This is a genomic window from Natronolimnobius sp. AArcel1, assembly GCF_011043775.1.
In the GTDB taxonomy this organism is placed as follows: Archaea; Halobacteriota; Halobacteria; order Halobacteriales; family Natrialbaceae; genus Natronolimnobius.
Genome location: NZ_JAAKXY010000001.1, coordinates 753330 through 766701, shown reverse-complemented (window position 1 = coordinate 766701; position 13372 = coordinate 753330). Strand labels below are relative to the sequence as shown.

The 13372-nt window shown below is 60.9% G+C and carries 14 protein-coding genes; 5 read left to right on the top strand and 9 right to left on the bottom strand.

The features are described 5' to 3' along the window. Both nrfD and G6M89_RS03660 read right to left on the bottom strand, forming a co-directional pair. Entirely contained in the window at positions 1–1347 is a 1347-nt protein-coding gene (nrfD, locus tag G6M89_RS03665; protein ID WP_165160431.1) for an NrfD/PsrC family molybdoenzyme membrane anchor subunit, read from the bottom strand. 273 nt (positions 1348–1620) lie between these two features. Continuing rightward, complete coding sequence (locus G6M89_RS03660) at positions 1621–2859, bottom strand: NAD(P)/FAD-dependent oxidoreductase (protein WP_165160430.1); 1239 nt, start codon at positions 2857–2859, stop codon at positions 1621–1623. Positions 2860–3120: 261 nt separating this feature from the next. Between G6M89_RS03660 and G6M89_RS03655 the strand changes: the two genes are divergently transcribed. Next, the gene (locus G6M89_RS03655; RefSeq protein ID WP_165160429.1) at positions 3121–3720 is read left to right on the top strand and encodes a DUF6149 family protein; all 600 of its coding nucleotides are present in this window, start codon (positions 3121–3123) and stop codon (positions 3718–3720) included. 15 nt (positions 3721–3735) lie between these two features. On the opposite strand, the gene G6M89_RS03650 is transcribed toward G6M89_RS03655, so the two are convergent. Further along, positions 3736–4377 (bottom strand): hypothetical protein, encoded by a 642-nt coding sequence (locus G6M89_RS03650; RefSeq protein ID WP_165160428.1) that lies wholly within the window; start codon positions 4375–4377, stop codon positions 3736–3738. Between the two features lie 140 nt (positions 4378–4517). Between G6M89_RS03650 and G6M89_RS03645 the strand changes: the two genes are divergently transcribed. The 3 genes from G6M89_RS03645 (at position 4518) to G6M89_RS03635 (ending at position 7136) form a co-directional block, all read left to right on the top strand. After that, entirely contained in the window at positions 4518–5783 is a 1266-nt protein-coding gene (locus tag G6M89_RS03645) for an MFS transporter (RefSeq protein ID WP_165160427.1), read from the top strand. A gap of 113 nt (positions 5784–5896) precedes the next feature. Beyond that, a complete protein-coding gene (locus tag G6M89_RS03640; protein ID WP_165160426.1) occupies positions 5897–6781 on the top strand; it encodes a homoserine kinase in 885 nt (294 codons plus the stop codon). Positions 6782–6788: 7 nt separating this feature from the next. After that, complete coding sequence (locus tag G6M89_RS03635; RefSeq protein WP_165160425.1) at positions 6789–7136, top strand: hypothetical protein; 348 nt, start codon at positions 6789–6791, stop codon at positions 7134–7136. Between the two features lie 31 nt (positions 7137–7167). Here the strand turns inward: G6M89_RS03635 and G6M89_RS03630 are convergent, their stop codons facing one another. The 5 genes from G6M89_RS03630 to pdxS form a co-directional block, all read right to left on the bottom strand. Continuing rightward, complete coding sequence (locus tag G6M89_RS03630) at positions 7168–8202, bottom strand: hypothetical protein (RefSeq protein WP_165160424.1); 1035 nt, start codon at positions 8200–8202, stop codon at positions 7168–7170. A 93-nt stretch (positions 8203–8295) separates the two neighbouring features. Further along, positions 8296–9153, bottom strand: coding sequence for an ABC transporter permease (locus G6M89_RS03625; protein WP_165160423.1), 858 nt, complete (start codon positions 9151–9153; stop codon positions 8296–8298). Then, positions 9153–9935 carry an ABC transporter permease gene (locus G6M89_RS03620; RefSeq protein ID WP_165160422.1) on the bottom strand — a complete coding sequence of 261 codons (783 nt, stop codon included), beginning with the start codon at positions 9933–9935 and terminating at the stop codon, positions 9153–9155. Before G6M89_RS03620 ends, G6M89_RS03625 begins: the two co-directional genes overlap by 1 nt. Next, a complete protein-coding gene (locus G6M89_RS03615) occupies positions 9932–10858 on the bottom strand; it encodes an ABC transporter ATP-binding protein (RefSeq protein WP_165160421.1) in 927 nt (308 codons plus the stop codon). Before G6M89_RS03615 ends, G6M89_RS03620 begins: the two co-directional genes overlap by 4 nt. 153 nt (positions 10859–11011) lie before the next feature. Next, positions 11012–11923, bottom strand: a complete 912-nt coding sequence (gene pdxS / locus G6M89_RS03610; RefSeq protein WP_165160420.1) for a pyridoxal 5'-phosphate synthase lyase subunit PdxS — start codon at positions 11921–11923, stop codon at positions 11012–11014. A 226-nt stretch (positions 11924–12149) separates the two neighbouring features. Here pdxS and G6M89_RS03605 point away from each other — a divergent pair, with 226 nt between their 5' ends. Next, positions 12150–12851, top strand: coding sequence for a DUF1405 domain-containing protein (locus G6M89_RS03605; RefSeq protein ID WP_165160419.1), 702 nt, complete (start codon positions 12150–12152; stop codon positions 12849–12851). A 27-nt stretch (positions 12852–12878) separates the two neighbouring features. Here G6M89_RS03605 and G6M89_RS03600 read toward each other — a convergent pair whose 3' ends face one another. Continuing rightward, positions 12879–13247: a hypothetical protein gene (locus tag G6M89_RS03600; protein WP_165160418.1), complete on the bottom strand. Its 369-nt coding sequence runs from the start codon at positions 13245–13247 to the stop codon at positions 12879–12881. Between the last annotated feature and the right edge of the window lie 125 nt (positions 13248–13372).

Below are 13372 nucleotides of genomic sequence, written 5' to 3'. Positions count from 1 at the left end.
TCAGTGGGTCTGATCCTCGTGTGTACTTGAGTCGTCGTGTTCGGCGCGGAGATGCTCGATTGCGTGCAGTTCGACGACGGGGACGATCTTTGCAACGGTCAGGAAGAACAGCGAGACCATTCCGATCGTCCCAGTGATCGAGGCTATTTCGATTAGGCTTGGCACATAGATGCCGGGTGTCGCCGCATAAATCTCGAAGGAGGGGTGAAAAAAGCCCTCGATTACGAACAACACCTTCTCGAATAAGGTTGCGGTGAGGACGGCAAGGGCGCAAATGATTGCTCGCGTTTTCGTAAACAGCGCCGGCCGAATCGTCGTCGCGAAGATAAATGCGAGGACGACTGCGACCAGTGTCATCGAGAAAATGTAGGCTGGATGCTCGAGGGTGGCGATCCAGGCGATGCCGAGGTCAACGGGTGGTGAGAACGAGCCAGTCGTGACCTGCTGCAGTTGGAGCCAGAGAAAGAGCAGACAGAAGAAGCCAAGCCAGAGCAACAGGCCGCGGAAGATGTCGTCGGTGATGATGTGGTCCCAATCATAGGCACGTCGAAACGCCGCTGAGAGAATAATCACGCCGCTGATTGCCGAGGTCAGCGCAATCGTTAGGAACTGCGGTCCTTGCACCCCGCCGAACCAGCGTGGGTATGTCGGTAAGACGGCAAAGAGCCACGGAATCACCCCGCCGTGAAGCAGGAGTGGCGCCATGATGATGATCGCCAGCGCGAGCCACCAGACCATGCGCTGAACGATTACATCTTCTTCTTCGGAGTAGCCGATCGTCAGCATGCTGTAAATCGGCCCGAAGTGATCCGGCAGTTGGTCACGAAGCCGGATAATATCATAGCGCAGTGTTAAGGACAGATAGGTCGCCGTCAGGACGAAATACGCCGTGATGACCGTGACGTCCCACACCAACGGGGAGTTGTTCACCGTAATATGATAGTGCCCGATCACGCTGGTCACCATTCGATCCGGTCGGCCCATGTGAACGATAACATAGAACCCGGCCGCAGAGAGTCCAGCAAGCGTCAGCATTTCTGCAAGCCGTGCCACCGGCATGTATCGATCCATCCCAAGCAGCCGAACCGCGGCTGAGAGGATAATGCCGCCGTGTGCGATTCCAACCCACCAGATGAACGCCCCAATGTAGACACCCCAGGTCACCCCACCACCAGTTCCCCAATCCGACAGGCCGGTGACAACCATCCCCTCGTACAACTGATAGAACCAGCCGATGAGGAACACGGCAAATGCCAACCCAGCCACCGCAACCAGGATGTAGTACGTACTCGAGGTCTCCTGAATTGGGCGCAGTATATCCGCCTTACTCGGCGTTTTCGTACTCATGTGCGTGTCTCTCACATGCGTACCCCTGCCATCCCTTTTGAAGCAATGGTTACTCTTGCAAGCCCCCATCGCGTGCGTCACCACTCGAGGCTGCACTACTACCCAGAATTACTCGAGAATCCCGAGGTGTGGGCGAGACTCTCTATCAGAGGAACACAACATCATCATCGGTGCGTGAACACATGGTACCCACGAACTGTCCGTGCCTACCGGCACTGGGTATGATCTCGGAAGTCCAGCGCCGAGACCGGAGACAATCAGATCGAGGGGGAGTTACTGCTCCTGCGACGGCGCAAGATTGTCTAGGTCGACTTGCTTCTCGAGGAGCACGTCGGCCTGGTCTGCGACCGCACGCTGTTCGCGCATGAGCTGTTTGAACTTGCTCTGTGGGGAGAGGTCGCCGATGAGGACGCCGCCAACAATCTTGCCGTCTTTGAACGCGACACGTCGCCACTCGGTGTCGCTGTAGCGGCGTTCGGCGTGCTCGTCGCCAAGCGTTGGGTGACCGAACGAGAGGAATGGGAAGTCGAAGTGTGTAATGGAGTACGAGGAAACCCACTCGAACTCCTCGGCTTCGTCATCCGCAGCCATGTTGATCGCAGCGACCCGACCCTGTTCTTTCGCCGATCCCCAGGAGCCGTTTTGGGCCTGCTCACCGAGCAAGACGTCGTAGAAGCGGGTAATGTCTCCAGCCGCGTAGACGTCCTCGAGGTTGGTCTGCATGTACTGGTCGACGACAATGCCGTTGTCCTGTTCGATGTCGACGTCGTGGAGGAACTCGGTGTTGAACGTCAGCCCGATAGCGACGCCAGCGAAGTCACACTCGTACCGGTCGCCGTTCGGATCGACGGCGGCGGTGACTGTGCCCTCGTCATCGGTTTCGAAGTGATCGACGCCGCTGTCGAAGACGGGTTCGACACCAACGTCGCGCATGGCCTGGTGCATGATTTCTGCGCCGTCGCCGGTCAGCGCGTAGCGCCACCAGCGATCGCCGCGCATCAGGTACTTGCCGTTGACGTCCTGTGCACCACAGATTGCGGCAAAGTCGATGCCGAGCAAGCCGGCACCGACGATGACTGCATCCTCGGCGTTTTCTGCGCTCTCGCGGATCTTGCGGGCGTCCTGGAAGGTCCAGAAGTGGTGGACGCCATCAGCGTCGCTGTTCTCGACCGGCAACTGCGTCGGCGTTCCACCGGTCGCGATCAGCAACTTATCGTAGCTGATATCGTCTTTCTCGTGCGTGCGGACGACCTTTTCGTCGGTATCGACCGTCGTGACGTGCGTATTCAGCGAGAGATCGATATCTCGCTCGGCATACCAGTCTTCTTCGTGAATCGAAATCGGTGCTTCCGGGAGCTTTCCTTTCGCGTGCTCTTTGATGAGGATGCGGTTGTACAGTGCCTCCCCCTCATCGGTGATGACGGTAATCTTCGCGTCCGGGGCTTCTTCCCGGAGGGTCTCGGCGGCCGAACTACCCGAGATCCCGTCACCGATGATGACGTACTCTGTCATATTCGGACCGTTCGTAATGCGGGTTAAAGTGGATTGCTATCTCGTCTATTTTGCCTCACTGTACCATGGTAGTCACACGATTGGTCGGTTCGACTGGATACTCTTCCAGAAATACCACCGATTCCGACTATTGACCGAAACCGTTCGGTTCCAACCACGTATTCGTCACGGTAGTGTCTCATTCGTGACGATACAGGACCACAGAACAGGTTTCACTGTTTCCCCCATCGCTCATTACCCTCCCCGCCTAACGACCCGCGTATGAAACTCCACCAGAACGCACGCCACTTCGCCTCGAGAAAAGCCCTCGAGACGCCCGTCGTCCGCTCGGTCGCCAAATCCGGCCTCGTCCGACTCCATACGCGTATCTTCCTCGGGAAGGCCGACCCGGACCGCGCGGACGAGCGCGAGGCCCACCTCGATGGCCTCTTCGATGCGACGGTCGACACCTACCTCCGCGCGCTCCAAGATGGCTACTCCGAAGCCGAAGCCCGCGAAATAACCCACATCCAGGCCAACTTCGACTTTTATAATCACGGCTGGACTGAGATGATGGAGTTCCCAGCCGAGGAACTCGAGGCCCATTACGAGCGCTACCAGGACTTTTTCGAAACGTGGGAGATCACCATCGACGACCCGCTCGGCCAGTTCGCGCCGCCGGAGGGCCTGCCGGATGCGCCGTCGACGCCCGAACTGCTCGAGAACCCCAACCACCCCCACGCGAAGGGCGGCTTCGCAGACGATGTTTACGTCGAAACCGACGACGGCGAACTGATCGTCGGCGGGCAGGATGAACCCGACGACGACGAAATTGACGTTTCACAGGCGGTCGGCGTAGACGAGACCGAGTCTGACGACTAACGTATTCTGCACTGCTCACTCGAAGGCCGCAACGAGTGTCCCATCCTCGAGCGGATCGGGAGCGTTTGCGTCCAGTTCGTCTGCGTCCGCGGCCCCGTCCTCACGGAACTCGGCTCTGGCGAGCCCAGTGTCGTCAACCGCGTACACGACGCCGGAGAGTCCTAGATCCGTTTGCCATTCGTAGCCGTCCTCACCGACGCCGCTGGTCGCACCGGCTGCCCGTAGGAGGACGATCATTTCGATGTCGTCGTCCCGGTCGATCCGTTCGTAAGTCTCGAGGCTGTAGCCGATTTGGAGGATCTCTTCCGACTGCGATTGATCACAGAGGATCGACTGCGTAACGAAGGCGTGGTCGAACGATTCGACGTACTCGAGAAGGTCGTCCTCTGCAACTGCTGTCGGTGGATCTGGATACGGTCTCGTCGCTGCGGTCTCGGCGTCGCGCGTTTCGTCGCCGCGTTGGACCTCGACAGTCGCTGAATCGACGTCACACGCTGGTCGATCCGGACCGCTATCGAAGTGTCCGGCGACTGTGTCGGCCGTCGAATCGTTACCTGTTCCGGAACCGTTGGCTGAATTAGGCCCCGAGCCGTCCACACAGCCGGCAGTCGCACCCACCGTTGACACGAGCGCGGCCAGAATCGCTCTACGCTTCATTACTTGGCGTTCTCTCGGTGCTGGCCTAAACACTGGCGCAGGCTGAAACCGATGTTTTACCCACGAAACCATCATGGACTCCGGCGACTGCAGTTCCAAGCGGCTAAGTATGCGGAGAGTCGCCGTTCGAACACTCGAGTATGGACGCAAATGATCGGTCGATAGCTGGCTTTACGATGACCGGCCACGCGCTGGTCCACTGGTTCGAAACGTCGATTCCGATCTTGCTGGTCGTCTGGCTGGCGGAGTTCGACGTTAGCGTTGCGCTGTTGGGGCTCGTCGTCGCGCTCGGATACGCACCGTTCGGACTCGGCGCACTGCCGGGCGGCATCCTCGCGGACCGCTACGGGACCAAGCGCCTGATTCTCCTCTGTCTCGCGGGCATGAGCCTCGCGTTTCTTATTATCTCGCTTGGAACCTCGATCTACGCTGTCGGCGTTGGCCTCGTGCTCTGGGGTATCGCTGCATCGGTTTACCACCCCGCCGGACTCTCACTGATCAGTACCGGCGTCGAAGAACGCGGCACCGTCTTTGCGTGGCACGGCATCGCCGGCAACGTCGGCATCGCGCTCGGCCCGTTCGTCGCCGCGACGCTGTTAATCTTCCTCGAGTGGCAACTCGTCACTGCGATCCTCGCAATTCCCGGCATTCTCGCCGTTCTCTACGGATTGACTGCCGACTTCGATCCGACCGCGGCCGTCGAGGACGACATCGACGCCGGCGCGGACGAAGCGCTGTCGCTGTCGGATCTCACTGAAAACTCACGCGTGCTGTTCGCGAGCGCGTTTGCACTCGTGTTCGTCATCGTCACCTTCGAGGGGCTGTACTACCGCGGAATGCTGACCTACCTCCCCGAAATCCTGCACGACCTGCCAGCGATGGACGGACTGGTCATTCCCGAGGGTCTCGAGGGGATCGAGCCGAGTCACTACATCTACGTCGGTCTGCTCGTGGTCGGGATGGGTGGCCAGTACGTCGGCGGGAAGCTGACAGACCGGGTCGAACCCGCGCGCGGATTGGTCGCGTTGTTCGCCGTGTTCGTCGTTCTCGCGCTCGCGTTCATCCCTGTGATGCAGATGGGTCTGCTCGCCGTCGTCGCGCTCTGTGGCGTCTTCGGCTTTTTCCTCTTTGCGATCCAGCCGTTCTATCAGGACGCTGTCGCAGTGTATACGCCTCCGGACACGCGGGGGCTCTCCTATGGCTACACCTATCTCGGCGAGTTCGGGTTCGGATCGGCGAGCATCGCTGTCGGCGGCTTCGTCCTCGGGGAGTTCTCAGTCAGTGCCTTCTTCCTCGTCATCGCCGCGTTCGCACTTGCCGGTGCCGTTCTCTCGGTCGGCTTGCTCTCCGGATTCGGTCGATTTGGTGGGCCAGAGCCCCAGTACGAGACGAGCGCGGACGACTGACTCACGGCCTCCGAGACGCCAGTCTCGAGTCGCTGTTCGGTCGTGACTCGAGCGAGCTGTGATGGCCGTCGTCGTTCGCTACCTTTTTGCCTGCACTCTGGCAAGAAATCGGCATGCTCACCGTGCGGGCGCCAGCGACGAGTGCGAATCTCGGGAGTGGCTTCGATGTTTTCGGAATCGCGCTCGAGACGCCCGCGGACGTCGTTCGGGTCGAACGCGCCCCAAAGACGACGATTTCCGTCAGCGGCGCTGGGAGCGAGTACATCCCAGAAGACCCCAACAAGAACACCGTCGGGGCCGTCGCGGACGCACTCGATGCACCAGCCCGAATCGAGATCGACAAGGGCGTTCGTCCCTCCTCGGGACTCGGCTCGTCGGCTGCAAGCGCCGCGGCCGCGGCCGTCGCCCTGAACGAACTGTACGACCGCGGGCTCACGCGCGAGGAACTCGTTCCAATTGCCGCTGAAGGCGAGGCGCTCGTCTCCGGCGAAGCCCACGCGGACAACGTCGCCCCCTCGCTGCTCGGCGGCTTCACCGTCGCGACTGCCGATGGCGTCACGCAGGTTGATACGCAGATTCCTGTTGTCGCCTGTCTCCCCGAAACGACCGTCTCGACGCGGGACGCCCGCGGTGTCGTCCCCGACAGCGCGCCACTCGGCGACGTCGTCGCCACCGTCGGCAACGCGGCCACGCTCTCGGTCGGGATGACCCGAAACGACCCCGAACTCGTCGGACGCGGCATGGCCGACGAAATTGTCACCCCCAAACGAACCGCGCTGATCGACGGCTACGAACGCGTCCACGAGGCCGCTCTCGAGGCCGGGGCAACCGGCGTCACTGTCAGTGGCGCGGGTCCAGGCATTCTGGCTGTCTGTTACGAAGACGACCAGCGCGCCGTCGCCTCGGCCATGCTCGAGGCCTTCAACGACGTGGGAATCGACAGCCGTGCCTACCAGACACACGTCGGCGAGGGCGCGCGGCTGTACGACGCCGAGTAGCGGGCGCATGGGTGCTCGAACTGACGCCGCGCTCACCGGCTTCGTTCTCGTCGCTGTCGCTGTTGGATTTGTCCTGACGAACGCCAGCCTCTCGAGTCACGCGTTCGCGCTTGGCGGTCTCGCCACGCTCGCGTTCGAGGCTCTCGCCGCTCGCGACGCTGACACCGTTCGCGCGTACTGGGAGCGTCGATCAGTGCAGACGGCCGCCGTCGCTCTCGCACTCGGCACTGTGCTTGCGGGTGCAATTGTCGCTCCCTCGAGCGTGCTCTCGGCGATGGCGGGCGCGCTGGTCGTGTACGTGCTGTTTCTTGGTGTCGTCGTCGGTCGGAGACGCCATCGCTCGAGTCCGCAGTGAACCGATTGTTACCCCAGAAAGCTGACGCTCCTCAGTTCGGCTCGGTCCAGGTTCCCGTCGCGGTGACTCGATCCCCCTCGATGTCGATTGAGCGCTCGTCCGCCGACGCGCCGAGTATCTCCTCGAGTGAGTCCTCGTCGGGGTCGTCGATGAGTGCCGCGAAGTCGCCGGTAGACGTTTCCATGTCTTCGACGGACAGCGACGAGACGACGCCATCGGCGTCTGCAAGTCCGTCGAACGCTTCGAACGCGAGGTTGACGAGGCCCTCGTCGTCGCCCGCGTCCATTCGATCCCCGTACTGCCCGACAGCAACATCGCCGTCGCCGGCGGCTTCGACCAGCCACGCGACCGCCTCTGAATCATCGACTGCTCGGTCAGCATCATCCGCTCCGACAGCAATCGTCGCCTCGAGAGCCGTCGTTGGATCGTCGCTGCTCGCGGTGATTTCCTCGCCGGGAACGACCACGAGCGCGTCGTCAGCGACACCAATCGCTGCATTGTCGTCAGCATCGTCGTCAGTCGTGACCGTCTCATACACATCGTACTCGCCGATTTCATCCGTCTGCTCGAACTCCTGGATGAACTCGAGCGCTGGCTCGCCGGTTAGCTGGCTGTCCAGTTCGTCACGGTCCATCTCTCCGGTTGCGACCAGCGCGTCGTCGGTCAACAGTAGTTCCGCGACGGTCGACTCGAACGCGTCGACCTCGAGAAGTCTGCCGAGGCCGTACTGGGCGAGATCGAATCCAACGAAAAAGTACGCCTCGAGCAATCCCTCGGAGACGGGGGCGATCATCGGATCCGCTTCGTACTCTGGCGGCACTGTTTCCTCCTCGGCACCCGGCTGCACGGCCGCGAGTTCATCTTCGACGTATCCCTCGAGAGCGGCCCAGTCGACAGCCACGAACTCGAGGCCGTCGTCCTCGAGTGCGAGCCACTGGGTGTACGCTGGCATGTCATCGGGTTCCTGTGCTTCGACGCCGACACAGCCTGCGAGTCCACTTGCGACCATCGTTGCCGTCGCCGTCGCGCCGACGAACTCGAGGATGTCACGTCGATTCGATGTCATCACTCGAGCGTACGCGGACGGATTCGATATAGCCCGGGCCCTCGTTCAGAATTTGCTGAACGTTGTGCCCCAGTCTGGAATCGCCACATGGGATCAGATATCCCGGCGAACGAAGATGGCGATGGCGACGGCGAGCAAGACGAGAAACGCCGCCAGGAGGACGCCGGCATCCGCGAAGGCGTACTCCTCGCGGACCAGAATCGCCGTCTCGTCGTAGTACCGGCTCGGGGCCGCCGTGCCAACCCACTCGAGGTCAGTATCCAGTCCAGAGACGGCGTCGACCAACCAGAGCACGAATACGAGCGTTATCGCTGTCGCCCTCGCAGTTCGCGGTCGACCGAGAGCGACCGAGAGCACGAGACCGATTCCGGCACAGACCAGCAGGTAGGGAATCGAGAGCAGGTGGACCATCGCGAGCGCGACGGGGTCGAACGACTCGCCGATGACGAGCGCCCCGACGTAGACGATGGCCGGGACGGCGACGTTCAGGACGACCAGCGGCACCCATAGCGCGGCGATTTTCTGGAGGACGACCGACTCGCGCGAGACCGGACTCGAGAGGGTGAGGTCCATCTTCCGGTCATCGATATCCGTCGCGATCAGGCCTGCACCGATGTACGCGAAGTAGATCCCGACGAGAATCACCCAGAAGAACGAGTAAATCTCGGCGGCGATGAACCCCTCAATCGTGTGCAGCGCTTCGATCCCAAAGAGGTCGAAAAAGAAGGCTGGAAACGCTTCCTCGAGCGCTTCCATCTCTTCCGACAGGCCAGGAAACATCGTAAAGTAAAGCGCCGCCAGCAGGGCGAACACGACGACGAGAACGACCGATCCGCGGACGCGTTTTCCCGACTCGATGCGGAGGATGGCTGTCGCGCTCCCGGCACTCCCCGTCGCCGAGGAGTCGCTTGCGGCAGTCGTCGCGGTATCACTGCCCGCATCCGCCGTCATCAGATATCCCTCCGAACGAAGACGGCGATAGCGATCACGAGCAACACGAAAAACGTCGCGAGGAGGATGCCGGCGTCCCCGAACGCGTACTCCTTGTGAACCAAAATCGCTCCCGGGTCGACGTACCGACTCGGCGCGAATCTGCCGATCCACTCGAAGTCGGTGTCCATGTGCGAGAGGCCGTCGACCAGCCAGAGGACGAACACGAGTCCCAGCGCCATTGCCTGCGCACTCTCGACGCGCTCGAGGACGACGGAGAGGACGATCCCGATTCCAGCACAAACCAGCAGATAGGGGACGAGAAACAGATGAGCCATCGCGAGCGCAACGGGGTCGAGCGACTCGCCGATGACGCGAATACCGACGACCAGAACCGCGAACAGTCCGACGTGCAACGCGACCAACGGTACCCACAGCGCAGTGACCTTCTGGAGGACGACTGACTCGCGCGAGACTGGACTCGAGAGGGTGAGGTCCATCCGTCGCGTACGGATGTCGTCGACGATCATTCCGGCACTGACGTACGCGAAGTAGATCCCGGCAAATAGAATCCAGACGATAGAGAAGATGTAGCCGCCGACGAACCCTTCGATTGTATGAATCTCTTCGATTCCTAATAACCCGAGCAACACCGGCGGAAACGCCTCCTCGATGAGTGCAGCTTCTTCTGCAAAGCCCGGAAAGACGGCGAGGACGAACGCCAAAAGCAGGGCCAACAGGCCGGTCAGGACGAGCGAACTGCGAACCAGTTGTCGGGACTCGGCGCGCAGAATCGCCGTCATTCTGCCTCCGTCTGGACGGTCTTCTCGTGAGTTGTCGCCACCGAATCGTCTTCCCCGTAGTAGTGCTTGAAAATCTCGTCCAGTTGCGGATCAGTGATGTCGATGTTGGCGATGTCGAACGCGCCGAGGTGGTCGATGAGTGCGTTGTACTCGCCAGTGTAGGTGAACTGGGCCGCGTTATCGACGATCTCGAGGTCGATCATCTCGGGCGTCACGAACTGCTCCTCGTTGATCGGTTCCGTCAGGTGGACCCACACGCGCTTGCCGCTTTGCTCCAACAGTGCATCGATGTCCTCGAGTGCCACCAGTTCGCCCTCCCGAATGATTCCGACTCGATCACAGACGCGCTGGACCTCGCTCAGGACGTGCGAGGAGAGAAAAATCGTCTTTCCAGCATCGCGTTCTGCCTCGAGAAACTGATGGAGTCGGTCCTGTTTGAGCGGGTCGAGTCCGGAGGTCGGCTCGTCGAGAATCGCGAGTTTGGGGTCGTGCATGAACGCCTGTACGATCCCAAGCATCCGCTTGTTTCCGTGCGAGTAGGTCTCGACCGGCTTCTCGAGTGGCGGATGAAATAACTCGAGTAACTCGTCTCGTCGCTCGTCGCCGCGCATCCGTGCGAAGTACTCAAGGACCTGCTGACCGGTGAGTCGCTCCTCGAATCCGAGCGAGTCGGGGAGGTAGCCGACGTCGGCCTTCCGTTCGGTGAGCGCTCGTCGGTCACGAATATCCGTCCCGAGCACTTCCGCCGTGCCCGATGTCGGCTTGATGAGCCCGAGCAGCAGTCGGATGGTCGTCGTCTTGCCCGCGCCGTTCGGTCCGAGATACCCAAATATTTCCCCAGACTCAACATCGAATGTCACCGCATCGTTAGCGAGGACATCCCCATAGCGCTTTGTGAGGCCATCCAGGTGGATGGTTGACATATGGATTGTACGCCACGATACTACTTGAAAGGGTAGCCGACATATGGGCTCCAGTGAGTACCACGCCTCGAGCGGACGATTTCGCCTCGAAAATGCAAATATCGTGCGTTTCGACCTCTCCTATCAATTCTCCTATACAGGATCCTGTCCGGTTTAGACGCCGCGCCCTTGCATCTTCTCGTCGTCGGGCAGGTCGACGTTCGCGTCGCCTTTCATGCCCTTACCGAGGTTCTTCGCGATGTCGGCGAGCGTCTCTGGGTCGTCCCAGTTGGTGACGGCTTCGACGATTGCTTCGCCCATGACAGGCGGGTTCTCCGCGCCGAAGATGCCGCTGCCGACGAAGATACCGTCGCACTCGTGGTGCATCATGAGCGCAGCATCGGCGGGCGTCGCGATGCCACCGGCGGCGAAGTTGACGACCGGCAGGCGGCCCATATCGGCGGTTTCGTGGACCAGTTCTGCAGGCGCTTCGATCTCTCGAGCGTAGGCTTCGCGCTCCTCGTAGGTCATGCCCTCGAGTTTACGAATCTCACTTTTGATCGTGCGCTGGTGGTGGACAGCCTGGTTCACGTCGCCGGTGCCGGCCTCGCCTTTCGTGCGGATCATCGCCGCGCCTTCTTCGATTCGGCGCAGGGCCTCACCGAGGTTGCGCGCGCCACAGACGAACGGCGCCGTAAAGTCGCGCTTGTCGATGTGGTAGGCGTCGTCTGCGGGCGTCAGGACTTCGGACTCGTCGATCATGTCGACGCCGACGGCCTCGAGAATCTGGGCCTCTTTCGTGTGCCCGATTCGGGATTTCCCCATGACGGGGATCGAGACTTCGTTGACGATCTCTTCGACATCTGCGGGGTCTGCCATCCGGGCAACGCCGCCGCGTTTGCGGATGTCCGCGGGGACAGCCTCGAGGGCCATGACGGCGACCGCACCGGCGTCTTCAGCGATGCGGGCCTGTTCGGGGTTGACGACGTCCATGATGACGCCGCCTTTCTGCATCTGTGCGAAGCCGCGCTTGATGAGGTCCGTTCCGCGGCGCAGCTCCTCGAGATCGGTTTCGGTTGCAGTCATAGTGGCGGGTTAGGACCCACCCCACTTACACGTGTTTGTTCTGGCTGGTACCACGCAGTCGTGTCATTTGTGCTGTGGCCAGACAGTCACACTCTAGTGTTGGTTTCTCTGTGCTGTGGCCTGTCTGGTTTCTCTCTGTGGGCCTGTCCGCTGGTCCCGACCGTTCTCCTCGAGAGTCACTAACCGCTACTGTTTTGCGGGTGTCGGCCGTCACGCCGGACGAACGATGTCTGCGACGACCGGGCTGGCCGACCGTGAGCCGTTGCCGAAGTACCTCGCGCCCGTCCCGAAGACCATCGAGGACCTCGGGCTCCGGTTTGCGTGGCTCGTCGTCGCGATCAATCTCGCGGGGACGGTCTTTGGCTTCTGGTACTACTCCGGGCAGTTCGCGGCGACACCGGCTGCGATGTGGCCCTGGGTTCCCGACAGCCCGATGGCAACGTTGCTGATCGCGCTTGCGATTGCCGCGTGGAAACTCGGGCACGAACTCCCGTGGCTGACTGCCCTCGCCTTTTTCGGGAACATTATTCTCGGGCTCTGGACGCCCTACACGCTGCTCGTCTTCTACGAGACGTACGCCGCCCAGACACATCCGCTCATGTTCCAGTTTCTGTTCTGGAGCCACCTCGCGATGGTCGTCCAGGCGTTCGTCCTCCACCGCATCACCGACTTTCCCGTCTGGGCCGTCGGCGTCGCGCTCGTCTGGTACGCGAGCAATCTGGTCGTTGACTACTTTATCCCCGTTCTCGAGGGACCCCACGGCGTCCATCACACGACGATTCCAGTTGCGCAGGATGCACCCATGTTCCTCGGGGCGGACGCACTCGGCGTCGTCGCTGCCGGCGAAGTGACGTTTACCCTCCTCGCGCTCTTTCTCGCACTTGCAACAGCGGTTAAAAAGTGCCAAACCGCACACGAACAGTCCTGAGAGGGGACTCGGTTATACTGTGGGCGATCAGTAGTCGCGCTCGTCGTCGAACGCGATCGTCAGGTAGGGATCGAGCGCGCGAGCCGTTCTCGTCCGCTCGAGCGTCCCTGCCTCGGCGTTGTAGGAGACAACGCCAGTGTCAACCAGCAGCCGACGGTGGTTGTGGTGGAACTCGAGGCGTACTTCCTCGAGGAAGGTCTGTGTCAGTGTCTCATTCGGTCGTTCGTAGGCTGCGATCTCGTCAATTATGGTCTCGACTGAAACAGCGCCGACCGTATGGGACAGGTAGTACAGTGCGTACCGACGACGGTCATCGCTGAGGAGCGTAAAGACCGTTTCCGTTGGGAGGATCGTATCGGTGCTGGAAGACTTGATTGGGGTGGTTTTGGTTGTCATAGTGCTCTGTACTCAGCTTACACGACGGCAAGCAACGACTCAACAGACTCCAACTTCAGCAGAGCACAACAGTACATTGTCCACATTCTCTATAAACCTTCTCTTAAATGATGGCATCTCTTCCT

Coding starts and splice junctions, on each gene's coding strand:
- G6M89_RS03615 (WP_165160421.1), bottom strand. CDS start 10,858: ATGTCAACCATCCACCTGGATGGCCTCACAAAGCGCTATGGGGATGTC.
- G6M89_RS03625 (WP_165160423.1), bottom strand. CDS start 9,153: ATGACGGCGGATGCGGGCAGTGATACCGCGACGACTGCCGCAAGCGAC.
- G6M89_RS03620 (WP_165160422.1), bottom strand. CDS start 9,935: ATGACGGCGATTCTGCGCGCCGAGTCCCGACAACTGGTTCGCAGTTCG.
- G6M89_RS03655 (WP_165160429.1), top strand. CDS start 3,121: ATGAAACTCCACCAGAACGCACGCCACTTCGCCTCGAGAAAAGCCCTC.
- G6M89_RS03605 (WP_165160419.1), top strand. CDS start 12,150: ATGTCTGCGACGACCGGGCTGGCCGACCGTGAGCCGTTGCCGAAGTAC.
- G6M89_RS03600 (WP_165160418.1), bottom strand. CDS start 13,247: ATGACAACCAAAACCACCCCAATCAAGTCTTCCAGCACCGATACGATC.
- pdxS (WP_165160420.1), bottom strand. CDS start 11,923: ATGACTGCAACCGAAACCGATCTCGAGGAGCTGCGCCGCGGAACGGAC.
- G6M89_RS03630 (WP_165160424.1), bottom strand. CDS start 8,202: ATGACATCGAATCGACGTGACATCCTCGAGTTCGTCGGCGCGACGGCG.
- nrfD (WP_165160431.1), bottom strand. CDS start 1,347: ATGAGTACGAAAACGCCGAGTAAGGCGGATATACTGCGCCCAATTCAG.
- G6M89_RS03635 (WP_165160425.1), top strand. CDS start 6,789: ATGGGTGCTCGAACTGACGCCGCGCTCACCGGCTTCGTTCTCGTCGCT.
- G6M89_RS03650 (WP_165160428.1), bottom strand. CDS start 4,377: ATGAAGCGTAGAGCGATTCTGGCCGCGCTCGTGTCAACGGTGGGTGCG.
- G6M89_RS03645 (WP_165160427.1), top strand. CDS start 4,518: ATGGACGCAAATGATCGGTCGATAGCTGGCTTTACGATGACCGGCCAC.
- G6M89_RS03660 (WP_165160430.1), bottom strand. CDS start 2,859: ATGACAGAGTACGTCATCATCGGTGACGGGATCTCGGGTAGTTCGGCC.
- G6M89_RS03640 (WP_165160426.1), top strand. CDS start 5,897: ATGCTCACCGTGCGGGCGCCAGCGACGAGTGCGAATCTCGGGAGTGGC.